The following is a 17,585-nucleotide window of genomic DNA, read 5'->3' on the forward strand; positions in this document are numbered from 1 at the left end:
CCGGCGTGTCGCTGCCAGGTGGCCCGGCGCGGACGCGTCCCGGGCACAGATACCCGCACGGCCCGCGCGTCATCCGCCCGGGCGACCGGGCCGGCCACGTGCCGCCGTGCGTGCGCGTCACTCTACGGCGTGCGGCGCGCCGAACGGGAACCGGTTCGCAGGCCCGCGGCATCTGCCCGGAACGTCCCCCTACCCTGCGGTAATCCGGTCTGGCAGGCTGCGGTCATGACTGCGCGCGCCGCCGACCGGGCCCGTTACGACCGGGCCACCGCCCAGCTCGACGCCCCCGTCGCGATCGTGGATCTGGACGCCTTCGACGCCAACGCGGACGATCTGGTCCGCCGCGCCGGGGGCAAACCGATCCGGGTCGCCAGCAAGTCCGTGCGCTGCCGTGCGCTGCTCGAACGGGTCCTGGCCCGTGAGGGTTTCGCGGGGATCATGTCGTTCACGCTCGCCGAGTCGCTGTGGCTGGCCCGCTCCGGTTTCGACGACGTCCTGCTCGCCTACCCGTCCGCCGCCCGCGCCGGGTACGCCGAGCTCGCCGCCGACCCGAAGCTCGCCGCCGCCGTCACCGTGATGATCGACGATCCGGCGCAGCTGGACCTGATCGACGCGGCACGGGCCGGCGGCGGTGAAGTGGTGCGGGTGTGCCTGGAGTTGGACACCTCGCTCAGGCTGCTCGGCGGGCGGGTGCGGATCGGCGCCCGCCGCTCCCCGCTGCACTCCCCCGCCGAGGTCGCCGAGGTGGCCCGCGCGGTGGCCCGCCGGCCGGGGTTCGAGGTGGTCGGGATCATGGCGTACGAGGGGCATGTGGCCGGAGTCGGGGACGCGGTGGCCGGGCACCCGCTGCGGTCCCGCGCGGTCCGGCTGATGCAGGCCGCGGCGCGCCGTGAACTCGCCGAGCGGCGGGCCGCGGTGGTGCGGGCGGTGCGGGAGGTCGTGCCGGACCTGGAGTTCGTCAACGGCGGCGGCACGGGCAGTGTGCAGCACACGGCGGCCGAGGACGCGGTGACCGAGATCGCGGCCGGTTCGGGACTGTACGTGCCACGGCTGTTCGACAACTACACGTCGTTCACGGGGCGTCCGGCCGCGCTGTTCGCCCTGCCGGTGGTACGGCGGCCCGGCGTCGGCGTGGTCACGGTGCTGGGCGGCGGCTACCCGGCGTCCGGTGCGCCCGGCGCGGACCGGCTGCCGGCGCCGTATCTGCCGGAGGGGCTGCGCTACGACCCGCAGGAGGGCGCGGGCGAGGTGCAGACGCCGCTGCTGGGGCCGGTCGCCGACGATCTGCTGATCGGCGACAAGGTGTGGTTCCGGCACGCCAAGGCGGGCGAGCTGTGCGAGCGGTTCGACACGCTGCACCTGGTGGAGGGGGACGCGGTGGCGGCGGCCGTCCCGACGTACCGGGGTGAGGGGCACACCTTCCTGTAGCCGCCCCTGTGGGGGCGCCCCGGGGCGGCTCAGCCGGTCGGGCCGATGCTGCTGCCGACCCCGCCGCCGGACGCCTCGTCGGCGGTGGAGCGGATGCCCTCGGTGATGCGGTCCATGTCGGCCACGGGCGGTCCGTCCGGGCCCGCCTCGAAGACGAACCGGACGAGGACCGGGGACTCGGTGCCGACGCTGGACGGGAAGACGAGGGACTGGACGTAGCCGCCGGAGCCCTTGGCGGTGGTCACCCGCCAGCGCACCAGGTATCCGGCGCGGCCCGCGACCGCGACCGGTCCCGCCTTGACGACCTGGTGGGATGTCATGCCGCCGTAGGGACGGCGGCCGAGGGTGTCCTCGTCGAATGCCTCCTCGGCGGCGTCGGGGACGTCCGCCTCGGCGAGGGCGCGGGGCGAGGACTCGTCGGTGGCGGTCACCGTGCGGGAGATGACGAGGCCGCCGCGGCAGAGGGAGCCCTCGCCGGGGCAGTCGTGGGTGCCGTCGGTGGTCATGACGGCGTCCTCCTCGACCACGTACTGCGGCCGGACCCAGCCGTCGAGGAGCGGGAAGGTGACGCCGTTCAGTTCGTCCACGACCACGCCCTCGTCCTCCGGCGCGGGCTCGGAGGTGGACGGCGAGGGCGACGGCTGCGTGGCTTCCGTGGTGGGCGCCGTGGCGGTCGGGCTGGCGGCGGTACGGGTGTCCGGGTCCTCGCCGTCGCGGGTGAGCGCCACCGCGCCGGCGACGACGGCGGCCACCAGCACGGCCCCGGCGACGGTCAGGGCGACCGCCTTGGCACCGCCCGAGCCGCCGGAGGCCCCGGAGCCGCCGGAAGTGCCACCGCCGGGCACGCCCGGGGCGCCGGAACCCCCCGGCCCCGCGTACGGTCCCGGCGTACCGGGGGCGCCGAAGCCACCCGCCCCTGCCCCCGCCCCCGGTGCCGGCGCCGGAGGGACCGCAGCCGCCGGCGTACGGCGGTGGTCGGTCCACGCCGCGCCGTCCCACCAGCGCTCCAGGTGCGGGGCGTGCGGGTCGGGGTACCAGCCGGGCGGGGGCGTCATGCTCATCCGGGCACTGTAACGACGGGCGCCGTCACCGTGGGACCGGGCACTACAGCGGTGTGACGTACGCCCCGGAGATGCCGCCGTCGACGAGGAAGTCGGTGGCGTTGACGAAGGACGAGTCGTCGCTGGCCAGGAAGGCGACGGCGGCGGCGATCTCCTCGGCCTCGGCGAACCGGCCGAGCGGGATGTGCACCAGCCGGCGCGCGGCCCGTTCCGGGTCCTTCGCGAACAGCTCCTGGAGCAGCGGGGTGTTGACCGGTCCGGGGCACAGCGCGTTGACCCGGATGCCCTCGCGGGCGAACTGCACGCCCAGCTCGCGGGACATGGCGAGGACGCCGCCCTTGGAGGCGGTGTACGAGATCTGGGAGGTCGCCGCGCCCATCCGGGCCACGAACGACGCGGTGTTGATGATCGAGCCCCTGCGCTGCTCCCGCATGTAGGGGAGGGCGGCCTTGCAGCAGAGGTAGACAGAGGTGAGGTTGACCTCCTGGACCCGCTTCCACGCCTCGAGGCCCGTCTCCAGGATGGAGTCGTCGTCGGGCGGCGAGATGCCCGCGTTGTTGAACGCGACGTCGACGCTGCCGTACGTCTCGTACGCGGTGCGGAACAGCGCCTCGACCTGCTCGGGGTCGGTGACGTCGGTGTGGACGAAGATCCCGCCGGTCTCCTCGGCGGCGGCCTTGCCGCGGACCTCGTCGACGTCCGCGCAGACCACGTTCGCCCCCTCGGAGGCGAGCCGCCGCGCGGAGGCGAGCCCGATGCCGCTGCCGGCTCCGGTGACGACGGCGGTGCGGCCGGCCAGGCGGCGGCAGATGATGTCCTCGCTCATGTGCGGTCAGGCCTCCGTGCTGATGAAGACGTTCTTGGTTTCGGTGAAGGCGGTCAGGGCGTCCGGGCCCAGCTCGCGGCCCACGCCGGACTGCTTGAACCCGCCGAAGGGGGTCCAGTAGCGCACGCTGGAGTGGGAGTTGACGGACAGGTTCCCGGCGCGCACGGCTCGGGAGACGCGCAGGGCGCGGCCGACGTCCCGGGTCCACAGGGAGCCGGCGAGTCCGTAGTCGGTGGCGTTGGCGAGGCGGACGGCGTCGGCCTCGTCGTCGAAGGGGAGGACGACGGCGACGGGTCCGAAGACCTCCTCGACGGCGACGCGGTCGTCCGGGCGGACGCCGGTGAGGACGGTGGGCGGGAACCAGTAGCCGGGGCCCTCGGGCGCCTTGCCGCGGATGCCGTCGAGGGTGTCGGGGACGTAGGAGCGGACGCGGTCGAGCTGGGTGCGGGAGATCAGCGGGCCCATGTCGACGTCCGCGTCGCCGCCGGGGTCGCCGACGCGGACGGCCTCGACCGCGGGGGCGAGCAGCTCCAGGAAGCGGTCGTGGGCGGAGCGCTCGACGAGGATGCGGGTGCGGGCGCAGCAGTCCTGTCCGGCGTTGTCGAGGAAGGACATGGGAGCGGCCGCCGCCGCGGCCTCCAGGTCGGCGTCGGCGAAGACGATGTTGGGGCTCTTGCCGCCGAGTTCGAGGGTGACCCGCTTGAGATGCGCGGCGCCCTTGGCCCACACCTGTTTGCCCACGGCCGTGGACCCGGTGAACACGATCTTGGCGACGCCGGGGTGTTCGACGAGGGCGTTCCCGGCGACCGCGCCGTGGCCGGGGAGCACCTGGAAGAGACCCTCGGGAAGCCCGGCCTCCAGGGCGAGTCCGGCGAGGCGCAGGGCGGTGAGGGGGGTGGTCTCGGCGGGTTTGAGGAGGACCGCGTTGCCGGCGGCGAGGGCGGGTGCGGTGCCCCAGGCCGCGATGGGCATCGGAAAGTTCCAGGGGGCGATGACGGCGACGACGCCGAGCGGTTCGAGGAAGGTGACGTCGATGCCGCCGGGGACCGGGATCTGCCGGCCGGTGAGGCGTTCCACTCCCCCGGCCGCGTAGTCGAGCAGGTCGCGGACGTTGCCCGCCTCCCAGCGGGCGTTGCCGAGGGTGTGGCCGGCCTCGCGGACCTCCAGGAGGGCGAGTTCGCCGAGGTGTGCGTCGACGGTGGCGGCGAAGCGGCGCAGCAGGCGGGCCCGGTCGGCGGGGGCGAGGGCGGCCCAGGCGGTCTGCGCGCGGGCCGCGCGGGTCACGGCCGCGTCGACGTCGGCGACGGTCGCGGCCGGGACGGTGGCGACGACCTCCTCGGTGGCGGGGTTGCGGACCTGGAGATCGGCGGACTGCGCGGACGGGTCGGACACTCGGGGCCTCACATGCGTTCGAAGGAGCGGCGCAGCTCCCAGTCGGTGACCGCGGCGTCGAAGGCGTCGGTCTCGACGCGCGCCATGTTGCGGTAGTGGGCGACGACCTCGTCGCCGAAGGCCGCCTTGGCGATCTCGCTGTGCTCCCACAGCTCGGCGGCCTCGCGCAGGGTGGTGGGGACGTGCTCGTAGTCGGCGGTGTAGGCGTTGCCGGCGCACGGGTCGGGCAGTTCCAGCCGCTGCTCGATGCCGTGCAGGCCGGCGGCGATCATGCCGGCCGCGGCGAGGTACGGGTTGACGTCGCCGCCGGGCAGCCGGTTCTCGAAGCGCAGGGAGCGGCCGTGGCCGACGACGCGCAGCGCGCAGGTGCGGTTGTCGTGGCCCCAGGCGACGGCGGTCGGGGCGAAGGAGCCCGGCTGGAACCGCTTGTAGCTGTTGATGTGGGGGGCGTAGAGCAGGGAGAACTCGCGGAGCGCGGCGAGCTGTCCGGCGAGGAAGTGCCGCATCACCTCGGACATGCTGTCCGGGTCCTCCGGGGAGTCGGGCATGGCGCTCTCCCCGCCGAGGTCGGCGAGGGAGAGGTGGATGTGGCAGGAGTTGCCCTCGCGTTCGTTGTACTTGGCCATGAAGGTGAGCGAGACGCCCTCCTGGGCGGCGATCTCCTTGGCTCCGGTTTTGTAGATCGCGTGCTGGTCGCAGGTGACCAGGGCCTCGTCGTAGCGGAAGGCGATCTCGTGCTGGCCGGGGTTGCACTCGCCCTTCGCGGACTCGACGGTGAGTCCGGCGCCCGCCATCTCGTTGCGGATGCGGCGCAGCAGGGGCTCGATGCGGCCGGTGCCGAGCACCGAGTAGTCGACGTTGTACTGGTTGGCCGGGGTGAGGCCGCGGTAGCCGGCGTCCCAGGCCTGTTCGTAGGTGTCCTTGAAGACGATGAACTCCAGCTCGGTGCCGATCCGGGCGGTGTAGCCGAGGGCGGCGAGCCGGTCGAGCTGCCGGCGCAGGATCTGCCGGGGCGCGGCGGCCACCGGGGTGCCGTCCGCCCAGGCGAGGTCGGCGACGACCATCGCGGTGCCCTCGTTCCAGGGGACCCGGCGCAGGGTGTCCAGGTCGGGGTACATGGCGAAGTCGCCGTAGCCGGTCTCCCAGGAGGACATGGCGTAGCCGTCGACGGTGTTCATGTCGGCGTCGACGGCGAGCAGGTAGTTGCAGCCCTCGGTGCCGTGGTGGAGGACCTCGTCGAGGAAGAAGCGGGCGGCGAACCGCTTGCCCTGGAGGCGGCCTTGCATGTCGGGGAAGGCCAGGACGACAGTGTCGATCTCGCCGCCCGCGACGAGGGCGTGCAGCTCCTCGACGGGAAGCGGGGGTGTGCGGTCTGCCACGGGAGGGCCTCCTCGGGCTTCTTCGGTCAGCCGGGAGCCATAAGGTATGACCCGGAACCATTGCCTGGGAAGGGGGCACGACCGGATGCCGGAGGATGCGGTCGGTGCGGTCGGTGCGGGCGGTGCGGGCGGCGCGGTCGGGGACCGGCTGGCGCCGGTGCTGCGGCAGGTCCGTGCGGGCAACGGCTTCGAGGAGGCGCTGGAGCAGATCCTCCAGGTGGTGCGGCTGGGCCTGGTGGCGGGCGGGGAGCGGCTGCCGGCCGAGCGGGAGCTGGCGGAGCGGCTGGGGATCAGCCGGGTGACGCTGCGCGAGGTGCTGAAGGTGCTCCAGGACCAGGGCCTGGTGGAGTCGCGGCGCGGCCGGTACGGCGGGACGTTCGTGCTGCCCCGCCCGTCGGACGCCGGCGAGGAGGAGCTGCGGCGGCGGATCGCCGAGGTGGACATCGAGGACGTGCTGCGCTTCCGCGAGGTGCTGGAGGCGGGCGCGGCGGGGCTGTGCGCGGCGCACGGGCTGACCGAGGAGCAGGCGGAGCGGCTGCGGGAGGCCCTGGCGGGCACGCGTGAGGCGACGCTGGGCGACTACCGGCGGGCGGACACGCTGTTCCACCTCACGCTGGCGGAGGTGTGCGGTTCGCCGACGCTGACCGCGCAGTACGCGGCGGTCCGGGCGACGGTGAACGACCTGCTGGACTGCATCCCGCTGCTGGTGCGCAACCTGGAGCACTCGCAGCGGCAGCACGCGGCGCTGGTGACGGCGGTGCTGGAGGGGGACGCGGACCGGGCGCGGGCGGTGATGCGGGAGCACTGTGCGGGTACGGCGGCGCTGTTGCGGGGGTTCCTCGCCTGACGGTGTGGCGGGCGGCGGGGCCGGGCAGGTTTACCGCGGCCCAACGCACGGGGGTTGCGCGGGCGGCGGGTGCGCCACGAAGGTATGGGCCCACAAAGGTCTGGATCCGTTCCATTGCCTGGGCTCGTCTGTCTCCGCCGTCACCGTCCGCGCCACACCGTCTCCTGGGGAGCCGTGCCGTGAGCCTTCCATCCGCATCCCGTGAACCCTCCGGTGAGCCCGACGACTACCTGGAGCGCCGGAAACTGCGCCGGGGCAGCGCCGGCTGGCTGCTGCTGACCGGCCTGGGCGTCGCCTACGTCGTGTCCGGCGACTACTCCGGCTGGAACTTCGGCCTGGCCGAGGGCGGCTTCGGCGGCCTGGCGATCGCCATGGTCCTGATGGGCGCCATGTACGCCTGCATGGTGTTCGCGCTCGCCGAGCTGTCGTCGATCCTGCCCACGGCGGGCGGCGGCTACGGCTTCGCCCGCCGGGCGCTCGGCCCGTGGGGCGGCTTCCTCACCGGCACCGCCATCCTCATCGAGTACGTCCTCGCGCCGGCCGCGATCTCCATCTTCATCGGCGACTACGTCGAGTCGCTCGGCCTGTTCGGCCTGGAGTCGGGCTGGCCGGTGTACCTCGCGTGCTTCGTCCTGTTCATCGGCATCCACCTGTGGGGCGTGGGCGAGGCGCTGCGGTTCAGTTTCGTCGTCACCGGCATCGCGGTGGCCGCGCTGGTGGTGTTCGCGCTGGCGGCGCTGCCCGAGTTCGACGCGTCCTCGCTGGACGACATCCCGGTGGACTCCTCGGCGTTCGGCGCGAGTTCGTGGCTGCCGATGGGGCTGCTCGGGATCTGGGCGGCGTTCCCGTTCGGCATGTGGTTCTTCCTGGGCGTGGAGGGCGTGCCGCTGGCCGCCGAGGAGACCCGGGAGCCGGCCCGTACGCTGCCGCGCGCGATCCGCTGGTCGATGGGCATCCTGGTGGTGCTGGCCCTGGTCACCTTCCTCACGGCGGCCGGGGCGCGCGGCTCCGCGGCGGTCCAGGACGCGGGCAACCCGCTGGTGGAGGCGCTCCAGCCGGACGGTGAGGCGACGGTGCTGAGCAGGATCGTGAACTACGCGGGACTCGCGGGGCTCGTCGCCTCGTTCTTCTCCCTGATCTACGCCGGCTCGCGGCAGCTGTTCGCGCTGTCCCGGGCGGGGTACCTGCCCCGGTTCCTGTCCCTGACCAGCAGCCGGCGCGCCCCGTACCTCGGGCTGCTGGTGCCGGGCGCGATCGGGTTCGCGCTGGCCGCGGGCTCGGGCAACGGGGCGCGGATGCTGAACATGGCGGTCTTCGGTGCGACGATCTCCTACGCGCTGATGTCGCTGTCGCACATCGTGCTGCGGCGCCGGGAGCCCGAGCTGCCGCGGCCGTACCGCACGCCGGGCGGGGTGCTGACCTCGTCGGTGGCGCTGGTGCTGGCCTGCGCGGCGCTGGTGGCGACGTTCCTGGTGGACGTGACGGCGGCGTTCATCGCGCTGGCGGTGTACATCGTGGCGCTGGCCTACTTCGGGCTGTACAGCCGCAGGCACCTGGTGGCGAAGGCGCCGGAGGAGGAGTTCGCGGCGCTGGCGGCGGCCGAGGCGGAGCTGGCGCGAGACTGAGGAAGAGGGAGGTGCGCGGGTGTCGGGCAGGCCACTGATCGGCATCAGTACGTACGCGGAGCCGGGCGTGCGGTGGGGCGTGTGGCAGCTGGACGCGGCGCTGCTGCCGGCCGGCTATCCGCGGCTGGTGCAGCGGGCGGGCGGACTGGCGGCGATGCTTCCGCCGGACGCGCCTGAGCACGCGGCGGCCGCCGTGGCCCGGCTGGACGGGCTGGTGATCGCGGGCGGGCCCGACGTGGAGCCCGTCCACTACGGCGCCGAGCCCGACCCCCGCACGGGGCCTCCGGCGCGGGCGCGGGACGCGTGGGAGCTGGCGCTGATTGCGGCCGCGCTGGAGCGGGGGGTGCCGTTGCTCGGGATCTGCCGGGGTATGCAGCTGCTGAATGTCGCCCTGGGGGGCACGCTGGTTCAGCACGTCGACGGCCACGCCGAGGTGCCGGGTGTCTTCGGGCAGCACCCGGTGAAGCCGGTGCCCGGCACCCTCTACGGGGGCATCGCCCCGGAACAGGCGTTGGTCCCGACCTACCACCATCAGGCGGTGGACCGGCTCGGCAGGGGTCTGATTCCGTCGGCGTACGCGGAGGACGGCACGGTGGAGGCGGTGGAACTCCCGGCGCCTGCCTGGGCGTTGGGCGTCCAGTGGCACCCGGAGATGGGGGACGACCTACGGGTCATGCGGGCGCTGATCAACGCGGCGTGACTTTGGAGTGCGGCCGGCACGCAACCAGTCGCGCAGTTCCCCGCGCCCCTGACGGGGCGCCTCCGCCGCCTGCGGGCAGTCGTGCCGCAGGGCGGCACCCCGTAAGCGCCGGGCTGAGCAACCCGCCCCCCACGGCCACCGGGGTGCCACAGGCTGTCGCACGCCGGGTGCGGGCATCACGGTGGCTGATAGCGCAGTTCCCCGCGCCCCTGACGGGGCGCCTCCGCCGTCTGCGGGCAGTCGTGCCGCTTGGGGCGGCACGGGTGGGCGCAGGCGGCAACCCGTAAACGCCGGGCTGCGTGACCACCCCCAACGGCCACCAGGGTGCCGGGGACTGTCGCACGCCGGGTGCGGGCAGCACCGTGGCTGATCGCGCAGTTCCCCGCGCCCCCGACGGGGCGCCTCCGCCGCCTGCGGGCAGTCGTGCCGCTTGGGGCGGCACGGGTGGGCGCAGGCGGCAACCCGTAAACGCCGGGCTGCGTGACCACCCCCAACGGCCACCAGGGTGCCACAGGCTGTCGCACCCCGGGTGCGGGCAGCACCGTGGCTGATCGCGCAGTTCCCCGCGCCCCCGACGGGGCGCCTCCGCCGCCTGCGGGCAGTCGTGCCGCTTGGGGCGGCACGGGTGGGCGCAGGCGGCACCCCGTAAACGCCGGGCTGCGTGACCACCCCCAACGGCCACCGGGGTGCCACAGGCTGTCGCACCCCGGGTGCGGGCAGCACCGTGGCTGGGCGCGCAGTTCCCCGCGCCCCTGACGGGGCACCTCAGCCCCGCGTCAATGACAAGAGATCCCGGGCCGGGCCCGTGGGGCGGTGGCCTGTGGGCCAGACCGCACGCAGGTCCCGGGCCAGGGCGACCCCCTGGACCGGGATCCGCACCAGCCGCCGCATCCCCAGCTCCTCCCCCACCGCGAGTTCACTCAGTACCGCCGGCCCCGCCCCACCGACGGCCGCCGCCTTCACCGCCGTCGTCGAGGACAGCTCGATCAGCGGCCGTGCCAGCCCGCCCAGCGCCGCGTCCAGCACCTGCCGGGTGCCCGACCCCTCCTCCCGCAGGACCAGCGGCGTGGCCGCCAGTTCCTCCGCCGTGAGGGGGCGCCTGCGCCGCGCCCACGGGTGCGACGGCGCCGCGACCACGATCAGCCGGTCGTGGGCGATCACCGCGGAGTCCAGCCCCGCCGGCACCGTGAGCCCCTCCACGAACCCCACGTCCGCCTCCCCCGCCAGCAGCCGCTCCGCCACCGCCGCCGAGTTCCCGGCAAGCAGCGACACCGCCGTGTCCGGCCGGTCCGCGCGCAGGGCGAGCAGCCACCCCGGCAGCAGGTACTCGGCGATCGTCATGCTCGCCGCCACCCGCAGCCGCGAGTCCCTGCGGTCCCGCAGCGCCTGCGCGCCCGCGTCGAAGGCCTCCGCCGCCTCCACGATCCGCCGCGCCCAGTCGGTGACCAGCGCCCCCGCGCCGGTGAGCCGCGACCCGCGTGGCGAGCGGTCGACGAGCGCCACCCCGAGCTGTCGTTCCATCGACCGGATCCGGCTGCTGGCGGCGGGCTGGGTGATGCCCAGCTCCCGCGCCGCCCCGCCCAGGCTCCCCAGCCGCGCCACCGCCAGCAGCAGCTCCAGCGCCCCGAGGTCCGGGACCCGGTGGGCCAGGGGTCCCGGGCCCGCGTCGCGGTGCCCGGGACGATCGTGGTCGTCCGTTGTGCTCATAAGCTCAGCTTATGCCGCCATAGGGGACGGCTCCCTGGTGGCGGCGGCCTCCCGACCCGACGGTATGACCATGGTCACCGCAACCCGGCCCCTGCCACCCCTCCCCCGTGCCACCGCACGGCCCCCGCGCGCCACGGCCGTCCGTCACCTCGGACCCAACTGGTACGCCTGCGTGATGGGCACCGCGATCGTCGCCGGATCGGGCGCCGCGCTCCCCGCGCCCGCGACCGTCCCGCGCCCCGTGCTCACCACCGTCTGGGCGCTGTCCCTCGCCCTCCTGGCGGTGCTGCTCGCCGCCCGCGCCCTGCACTGGGTCCACCACCGCGACCAGGCCCGCGCCCACCTCCTCGACCCCGCCGTGGCGCCCTTCTACGGCTGCCTCTCCATGGCGCTGCTGGCCGTGGGCGGCGCCACCCTCACACGCGGACGGGACTGGATCGGACTGCGCGCGGCCGTCGTCCTCGACGCCGTGCTGTTCACCGCCGGTACGGCCGTCGGTCTTGCCGCCGCCGTGGCCGTCCCGTACCTGATGGCCGTACGCCACCGGGTGACGGCGCGGGAGGTGACGCCCGTCTGGCTGCTGCCGCTGGTCGCGCCCATGGTGTCCGCCGCGCTCGGGCCGCGTCTGGTGCCGTACCTCCCTGCGGGCCAGCCGCGCGCGACCCTGCTGCTGGCCTGCGTCGCGATGTTCGGGCTCAGCCTCCTCGCCACCCTGATGACGCTGCCGCTGGTCTTCGGCCGGCTGCTCACGCACGGTCCGCTGCCCCTCGCGCTCACCCCGTCGCTGTTCCTGGTGCTCGGGCCGCTCGGCCAGTCCACGACCGCCGTCGGCGCCTTCGCGGACGTCGCCCCGGGGGTCGTGCCGGCGCCGTACGCCGAGGGCTTCCGTGTGCTGGCCGTTCTGTACGGGGTGCCCGTCATGGGATTCGCGCTGCTGTGGCTCTGCCTCGCCGCCGCGCATGTCGTACGGGCGTGGCGGCGGGGCATGCGCTTCACGATGACGTGGTGGTCGTTCACGTTCCCGGTGGGCACCTGCGTCACCGGCGCCGGAGCCCTCGCCTCGCACACCGGGCTGCTCGCCTACGACGTCCTGACGCTCGCCCTGTACGCCCTGCTGGGCGGCGCCTGGGCGACCGCAGCCTGCTGCACGGCGCGCGGCCTGGTCAGCGGCGCGCTGCTCGCAGGGCCCGCCCCAGCACCTGAGGCGCCTCGGCCAACGACGGGCCGTACCAGGTCAGATGGCGTCCGCTGAGGAGGGCGCAGGGGAGGCCGGGGAAGGCCTCCGGGCCGTCGTCCGCGGTGAAGCGGTACGGCTCGTCGGGGAGGACGACCAGGTCGGGCCGGGCCGCGCGCAACTCGTCGAGCGGGACGCGTGGATACCGCTCGGAGTGGTCCGCGTACAGCGTGCGTACGCCGAGGCGGGCCAGCAGGTCGCCGGCGAAGGTGTCGCGGCCGAGCACCATCCAGGGGCGGCGCCAGACGGGCACCACCGCCGTGCGGACCTCCTCGAACGCGGGCGGCGCCTCCCACGCGGCCTCCGCCTCGTCCAGCCAGCGGGGCCGGGTCCGCACCCCGCTCGCGGACAGCACCCGGTCCAGCTCGCCGAAGGCCTGCGGCAGCGTCCGTACGTGGGTGACCAGCACGTCGAGGCCCGCCGCCCGCAGGGCGTCCAGGTCGGGCGGCCGGTTCTCCTCCTCGTTGGCGATCACCAGGTCGGGGGCGAGGGCGGTGATGCGGTCCACGGCCGGGTTCTTGGTGCCGCCGACGCGGGCCACGTCCAGCCCGGCGGGGTGCGTGCACCAATCGGTGGCCGCGACGAGCGCGCCGGGCGCGGACACGGCCACGGCCTCCGTCAGCGACGGGACGAGGGAGACGACCCGTACGCGGCTCATCGGCGCGGCTTGGTGTCCCGCAGCGCCTCGATGTGTTCGGCGACGGCGACGACCAGCAGCCGGGTCTCCGGCACCGTGGCCCGCCAGCGGTGCCGGACGCCGCCGGTGAGGTAGAGGGTGTCGCCGCGCCCGAGGCGGTAGGCGCGCCCCTCTGCCTCGATCTCCACGGCGCCTTCCGCGACGTACATCAACTGGTCGTTGCGGAACTGAAGTTCACGTCCGGCGTCGTGGTCGCCGGTGAACTCGGAGGCGTGCATCTGGTGGTGGCCGCGGACCAGGGACCGCACCCGTGGCTCCGCCCACTCCTCCGTGCCCTCCGCGCGGACCACGTCCACGCTGCACGCCGGGTCGGCGGCGGCGAGCAGTTCGACCGCGGTGGTGCGCAGCGCGTCGGCGAGCTTCTCCAGGGAGGTCTGGCTGGGACGCGCGCGCTCGTTCTCGATCTGGCTGAGGAACGGGACCGACAGTCCGCTGCGCTCGGCCACGACGGCGAGGGTGAGGTCCAGCGCGCGGCGTCGCCGCCGCACGGCCGCGCCCACCCGCAAAGGCTGTTCTTTGTGGTCGCCCATCGCTCCGGCTCCCTCCTCCGCCGCTCGTCGTACCCGATCGCCTTGAGTTCCGGCGCTCTTCCCCTGCTGGTTTCTCTGCACCCTACGCATGTTCGGCAAACCGTTTCAGGCGCCTGTCACGTCGCCGTGCTGTGCGGCCGGTGCGGACCTCACAGTTCACGCCAGCCGCCCGCCGGGCCCCTCGGCACACCTCCGATGCGAAAAGGGGTGTTCCCGCCATTGTTCACCGAGTTCGCCGGAAGGTCACGGGGAGGTCCGGTGAGGGGTTCGCGCTCTGTGGTTGTCCGGATTCCTACGGTGGCGGCGGGCGGCTCCGCACGGCGCGAGGGGCGGGTCCGGGCGCCCCTGGGGACGCTCCGGGACCCGCCCCTCGCAGGACACGGCCGGTGCGGCGGCGGCTAGTGCGGCGTCATCCGCTCCACCATGTCCGGGTGCTCCTCGAGCCAGGCGGCGACGGCCTCCTCCTCGTGTCCCTGGCCGCGGTCCTTGATCTCCGCCTCCAGGGTGCCGAGCTCGTCCTCACTCATCCGGAAGCCCTTGATCCACTCGGTGAGCTGCGGGTACTGCTCGGGGAACTTCTTGCTGGCGATCGTGCGGATCGTGTTCCCCTCGCCGAAGGCCTTCTTGGGGTCCTTCAGCTTGGTCAGCTCGTACTCGCTGTAGGCCCAGTGCGGCGACCACAGAGTGACGGCGACCGGCTTCTTCTGCGCCAGGGCGCGCTTGAGCTCGGCCAGCATCGCGGGCGTGGAGCCGTCGACGACCTCGTACTCGTCCTCGAGTCCGTAGCCGGGCAGCACCTCGTTCTTCAACAGCTGCATCTCGCCGGTGCCGGGCTCGATGCCGATGATCCTCCCGTCGAACAGGTCGGCCTTCCCCTTGAGGTCGGCGAGCGACTTCACGTTCTTGACGTACGACGGGACGGCGATCTCCAGCGAGGTCGGCTCGTACCAGGTGCCCAGGTCGGTGAGTCTGTCCTTGTTCTTGTCCCAGTAGTTCTTCTGCGCGTACGGCAGCCACGCGTCGAAGTTGAGGTCGAGGTCGCCGGAGGCGAGGCCGGTGTAGACCGGGCCGACGTCCATCTGCTTGAGGTTCAGCTTGTAGCCGCGCCGCTCCAGGACGTTCTTCCACAGGTAGGTGACGGCGATGTCCTCGTCCCAGGGGAACCAGGCGATGTCCAGGGCCCGCTTCGCCTCGGCGGGCGTGGAGCCGGACCCGGACTTCACGGGGGCGAGCTTGTCGACGACGTCCGGGTTGGACTTGAGCCAGGTGCGGACGGCGTCCTGCTGCCTGCCCTTGCCCGCCTTGTTGATCTCGGCCTCGAGGCTGGTGAGTTGCTCCTCGGTCATCGAGAAGTTCTTCAGCCAGTCGCCGACGGTGGGGTTGTCGGCGGCGAATCCCTTGCGGGACAGCGTGTGCACGCCGTCGCCCTCGCCCCAGGCGCCCTTGGGGTCCTTGAGCTTCTTCAGGTCGAGGTCGTTGTACGCCCAGTGCGGGGACCAGAGCGTGACGACGATCGGTTCCTTCTTGCTCATGGCGCGCTTCAGCTCGGCCAGCATGGCCGGGGTGGAGCTGTCGACGACCTGGTACTCGTCCTCAAGGCCGTACTCCTTGAGGACCTTGCTCTTCAGCAGGGCCATCTCACCGGCGCTGGACTCGATTCCGGTGATCCTCCCCTTGAACTGCCCGGCCTTGCCCTTGAGGTCCGCGAGCGAGTTCACGTCCTTCATGTAGGCGGGGACGGTGAGCTCCAGGGACGTCTCGTCGTACCAGGACCCGAGGTCGTCGAGGCGGGAGCCGTACTTCTTCCAGTACTGCTCGTGGGTGGTCGGCAGCCAGGAGTTGGTGACGATGTCGATGTCGCCCTGCGCGAGCGAGGTGTACAGGGGCCCGGCGTCGAACTGCTTGGCCTCCACCTCGTAGCCGCGCTGTTCGAGGATCTCCTTCCAGAGGAAGGTGGAGGCGATGCCCTCGTCCCACGGGACATAGCCGAGGGAGACCTTCTCGCCCTTGCCGACCTTGCCGTCGCCGGCGGTGTCGGCGGAGTCGGCGGAACCGCCGAACAGACCCATGCCGCCGGCCACCAGGGCCAGGACGACGACGCCGATCACGGCGACCTGCGGACGCGGCCGGTACGACCAGATCTTCATGCGGCCCGCGGCCCGGGCGCGGGCGGCGGCCCGCCGGCCCAGCGGGGACACCTGGGTGCCGAGCGCGCTGGTCATGCGGTCCAGGTAGATCGCCAGGATGACGATGGCGACGCCCGCCTCGGAGCCGAGGCCGACGTTGAGCTGGCCGATGGCCTCGTTGACGTCGCCGCCGAGGCCGCCGGTGCCGACCATGCCGGCGATCGCGGCCATGGAGAGGCCCAGCATGATCACCTGGTTGACGCCCGCCATCACCGTGGGCAGCGCCAGCGGGAGCTGGACGCGCAGCAGGGTGTTGCGGGGCGTGGTGCCGAACGCCTCGGCCGCCTCGACGAGTTCCTTGTCGACCTGGCGGATGCCCAGTTCGGTCATGCGGACGCCGGGGGCGAGCGCGAAGATCAGCGTGGCGACGATGCCCGCGGAGGCGCCCGTGCCGAAGAACAGGATCGCCGGGATGAGGTAGATCATCGCGGGCAGCGTCTGCATGAAGTCCAGCACGGGCCGCACCAGCGAGCTGACGCGGTCGGAGCGGGCCGCCCAGATGCCCACAGGCACGGCGACGACCAGCGCTATCAGCGTGGCGACGAGCACCAGCGACAGCGTGATCATCGCGTTCTCCCACAGCTCCATCGACACGATGAACGCGAAGCCGAGGAACGTGAGGACACCGGCGAGCGCGCCGCGCAGCCAGAAGGCGATCACCGCGAAGATGGCGACGAGCAGCAGCGGCTCGGGCGCCTGAAGGACGGCGTTGATGCCGTCGTAGGTGCCGGTGAAGACGGTCTTGAAGAAGTCGAACAGCCAGCTGACGTGGGCGAGGAGCCAGTCGACGGCGTCGTTGACCCAGTCGCCGAGCGGGATCCTAGGCATGGGCCATCACCTTGCCGCCCTGGTCCTTGGGGCTGTCGCAGACGCCGGGGTCCGCCTCCTCGTCGCCGAGGAAGCCGATCAGGCGCTGCCGGGGCACGACGCCGACGAGGTCGCCGTCGTCGAGCACGGCCACCGGGTGCGGCACGCGCGCGCTGATGGCGCACAGGTCGGTGAAGGACGTACCCGGCGTGGCGGTCTCGCAGCCGCAGTCGGCCTCGTCGCCGCGCACCTCGCGGTCCATGACCGCCTGGGCGGTGAGCACGCGGGAGCGGTCGACGTCCTGGGTGAAGGAGGCCACGTAGTCGTTGGCCGGCCGGATCAGGATGTCCTGCGCGGTGCCGATCTGCACGATGCGTCCGTCCCGCATGACGGCGATGCGGTCACCGAGGCGCATGGCCTCGTTGAGGTCGTGCGTGATGAAGACGATGGTCTTCTTCAGCTTCTTCTGGAGCTCGATCAGCTGGTCCTGCATGTCACGGCGGATCAGCGGGTCGAGGGCGCTGAACGACTCGTCCATCAGCAGCAGGTCGGCGTCGGTGGCGAGCGCGCGGGCGAGGCCGACGCGCTGCTGCATGCCGCCGGACAGCTCGTCGGGCCACGAGTCCTCCCAGCCGGCCAGGCCGCACAGGGCGAGCGCCTCGTCGGCGCGGCGTTCGCGCTCGGCGCGGGGCACGCCCTGCACTTCAAGACCGTAGGCAGCGTTGTCACGGACGCTGCGGTGCGGGAAGAGCGCGAAGTGCTGGAAGACCATGCTGATCTTCCGGGACCTGACGTCGCGCAGCTCGCGGTCGGGCAGGGCGGTGAGGTCCTGTCCGTCGAAGCGGACGTGTCCGGCGGTCGGCTCCAGCAGACCGTTCAGCATCCGCAGCAGGGTCGACTTGCCGGAGCCCGAGAGGCCCATGACGACGAAGATCTCGCCCGGCTCCACGGAGAAGGACGCGTCGATGACGGCGGCCGTGACGCCGTCGGCCCGCAGTTCCTCACGGTCCGCGGTATTGGTGCGCAGCCGTTCGACTGCCTGGTCCGGTCGTCTGCCGAACACCTTGAACAGGTGCTCGGCCTCAAGCCTTGATGACACACGTACCTCTCGTCTCGGCGACAGATGCCGGAGCGATGCGAGGCGGGCGGATGGCCCACGACAGGTT

Annotated in this window: 14 protein-coding genes; 5 read left to right on the forward strand and 9 right to left on the reverse strand. The window is 73.2% G+C overall.

Going from position 1 to position 17,585, the window contains the following annotated elements; genetic code table 11:
• Positions 1 to 225 precede the first annotated feature (225 nt).
• Positions 226 to 1,428: an amino acid deaminase/aldolase gene (locus ACFOSY_RS26680; RefSeq protein ID WP_394311390.1), complete on the forward strand. Its 1,203-nt coding sequence runs from the start codon at positions 226 to 228 to the stop codon at positions 1,426 to 1,428.
• Between the two features lie 29 nt (positions 1,429 to 1,457).
• Here the strand turns inward: ACFOSY_RS26680 and ACFOSY_RS26685 are convergent, their stop codons facing one another.
• From ACFOSY_RS26685 to ACFOSY_RS26700, 4 genes are read right to left on the reverse strand one after another with little or no spacing between them, the layout of a single operon-like run.
• Positions 1,458 to 2,483: a DUF2510 domain-containing protein gene (locus tag ACFOSY_RS26685; protein WP_394311521.1), complete on the reverse strand. Its 1,026-nt coding sequence runs from the start codon at positions 2,481 to 2,483 to the stop codon at positions 1,458 to 1,460.
• 49 nt (positions 2,484 to 2,532) lie between these two features.
• Positions 2,533 to 3,315 (reverse strand): 3-oxoacyl-ACP reductase, encoded by a 783-nt coding sequence (locus tag ACFOSY_RS26690; RefSeq protein ID WP_394311392.1) that lies wholly within the window; start codon positions 3,313 to 3,315, stop codon positions 2,533 to 2,535.
• Positions 3,316 to 3,321: 6 nt separating this feature from the next.
• Positions 3,322 to 4,707 (reverse strand): aldehyde dehydrogenase family protein, encoded by a 1,386-nt coding sequence (locus ACFOSY_RS26695; protein WP_394311395.1) that lies wholly within the window; start codon positions 4,705 to 4,707, stop codon positions 3,322 to 3,324.
• An 8-nt stretch (positions 4,708 to 4,715) separates the two neighbouring features.
• Positions 4,716 to 6,086 (reverse strand): glutamine synthetase family protein, encoded by a 1,371-nt coding sequence (locus ACFOSY_RS26700; protein WP_394311397.1) that lies wholly within the window; start codon positions 6,084 to 6,086, stop codon positions 4,716 to 4,718.
• 85 nt (positions 6,087 to 6,171) lie between these two features.
• On the opposite strand from ACFOSY_RS26700, the gene ACFOSY_RS26705 reads away from it, so the two are divergent.
• From ACFOSY_RS26705 to ACFOSY_RS26715, 3 genes are all read left to right on the forward strand, one after another.
• Positions 6,172 to 6,933, forward strand: coding sequence for a FadR/GntR family transcriptional regulator (locus ACFOSY_RS26705; protein ID WP_394311399.1), 762 nt, complete (start codon positions 6,172 to 6,174; stop codon positions 6,931 to 6,933).
• A gap of 179 nt (positions 6,934 to 7,112) precedes the next feature.
• The gene (gene eat, locus ACFOSY_RS26710; RefSeq protein ID WP_394311401.1) at positions 7,113 to 8,558 is read left to right on the forward strand and encodes an ethanolamine permease; all 1,446 of its coding nucleotides are present in this window, start codon (positions 7,113 to 7,115) and stop codon (positions 8,556 to 8,558) included.
• Positions 8,559 to 8,577: 19 nt separating this feature from the next.
• A complete protein-coding gene (locus tag ACFOSY_RS26715; RefSeq protein ID WP_394311404.1) occupies positions 8,578 to 9,258 on the forward strand; it encodes a gamma-glutamyl-gamma-aminobutyrate hydrolase family protein in 681 nt (226 codons plus the stop codon).
• A 765-nt stretch (positions 9,259 to 10,023) separates the two neighbouring features.
• Here ACFOSY_RS26715 and ACFOSY_RS26720 read toward each other — a convergent pair.
• Positions 10,024 to 10,965: a LysR family transcriptional regulator gene (locus ACFOSY_RS26720; RefSeq protein ID WP_394311407.1), complete on the reverse strand. Its 942-nt coding sequence runs from the start codon at positions 10,963 to 10,965 to the stop codon at positions 10,024 to 10,026.
• Between the two features lie 70 nt (positions 10,966 to 11,035).
• Between ACFOSY_RS26720 and ACFOSY_RS26725 the strand changes: the two genes are divergently transcribed.
• Positions 11,036 to 12,217 (forward strand): TDT family transporter, encoded by a 1,182-nt coding sequence (locus tag ACFOSY_RS26725; RefSeq protein ID WP_394311409.1) that lies wholly within the window; start codon positions 11,036 to 11,038, stop codon positions 12,215 to 12,217.
• On the opposite strand, the gene ACFOSY_RS26730 is transcribed toward ACFOSY_RS26725, so the two are convergent.
• From ACFOSY_RS26730 to ACFOSY_RS26745, 4 genes are all read right to left on the reverse strand, one after another.
• The gene (locus ACFOSY_RS26730; RefSeq protein ID WP_394311411.1) at positions 12,129 to 12,857 is read right to left on the reverse strand and encodes a helical backbone metal receptor; all 729 of its coding nucleotides are present in this window, start codon (positions 12,855 to 12,857) and stop codon (positions 12,129 to 12,131) included. The two genes, ACFOSY_RS26725 and ACFOSY_RS26730, sit on opposite strands and share 89 nt — an antisense overlap.
• The gene (locus ACFOSY_RS26735; protein ID WP_394311413.1) at positions 12,854 to 13,426 is read right to left on the reverse strand and encodes a helix-turn-helix domain-containing protein; all 573 of its coding nucleotides are present in this window, start codon (positions 13,424 to 13,426) and stop codon (positions 12,854 to 12,856) included. Before ACFOSY_RS26735 ends, ACFOSY_RS26730 begins: the two co-directional genes overlap by 4 nt.
• A 398-nt stretch (positions 13,427 to 13,824) precedes the next feature.
• A complete protein-coding gene (locus tag ACFOSY_RS26740; protein WP_394311416.1) occupies positions 13,825 to 16,440 on the reverse strand; it encodes an ABC transporter permease/substrate binding protein in 2,616 nt (871 codons plus the stop codon).
• The gene (locus tag ACFOSY_RS26745) at positions 16,433 to 17,518 is read right to left on the reverse strand and encodes a quaternary amine ABC transporter ATP-binding protein (RefSeq protein WP_394311418.1); all 1,086 of its coding nucleotides are present in this window, start codon (positions 17,516 to 17,518) and stop codon (positions 16,433 to 16,435) included. Before ACFOSY_RS26745 ends, ACFOSY_RS26740 begins: the two co-directional genes overlap by 8 nt.
• Positions 17,519 to 17,585: the final 67 nt, after the last annotated feature.

This window comes from Streptomyces lusitanus, assembly GCF_042647945.1.
Lineage (GTDB): Bacteria > Actinomycetota > Actinomycetes > Streptomycetales > Streptomycetaceae > Streptomyces > Streptomyces pseudogriseolus.

Coding starts and splice junctions, on each gene's coding strand:
- ACFOSY_RS26690 (WP_394311392.1), bottom strand. CDS start 3,315: ATGAGCGAGGACATCATCTGCCGCCGCCTGGCCGGCCGCACCGCCGTC.
- ACFOSY_RS26740 (WP_394311416.1), bottom strand. CDS start 16,440: ATGCCTAGGATCCCGCTCGGCGACTGGGTCAACGACGCCGTCGACTGG.
- ACFOSY_RS26730 (WP_394311411.1), bottom strand. CDS start 12,857: ATGAGCCGCGTACGGGTCGTCTCCCTCGTCCCGTCGCTGACGGAGGCC.
- ACFOSY_RS26735 (WP_394311413.1), bottom strand. CDS start 13,426: ATGGGCGACCACAAAGAACAGCCTTTGCGGGTGGGCGCGGCCGTGCGG.
- ACFOSY_RS26705 (WP_394311399.1), top strand. CDS start 6,172: ATGCCGGAGGATGCGGTCGGTGCGGTCGGTGCGGGCGGTGCGGGCGGC.
- ACFOSY_RS26725 (WP_394311409.1), top strand. CDS start 11,036: ATGGTCACCGCAACCCGGCCCCTGCCACCCCTCCCCCGTGCCACCGCA.
- ACFOSY_RS26720 (WP_394311407.1), bottom strand. CDS start 10,965: ATGAGCACAACGGACGACCACGATCGTCCCGGGCACCGCGACGCGGGC.
- ACFOSY_RS26685 (WP_394311521.1), bottom strand. CDS start 2,483: ATGACGCCCCCGCCCGGCTGGTACCCCGACCCGCACGCCCCGCACCTG.
- ACFOSY_RS26680 (WP_394311390.1), top strand. CDS start 226: ATGACTGCGCGCGCCGCCGACCGGGCCCGTTACGACCGGGCCACCGCC.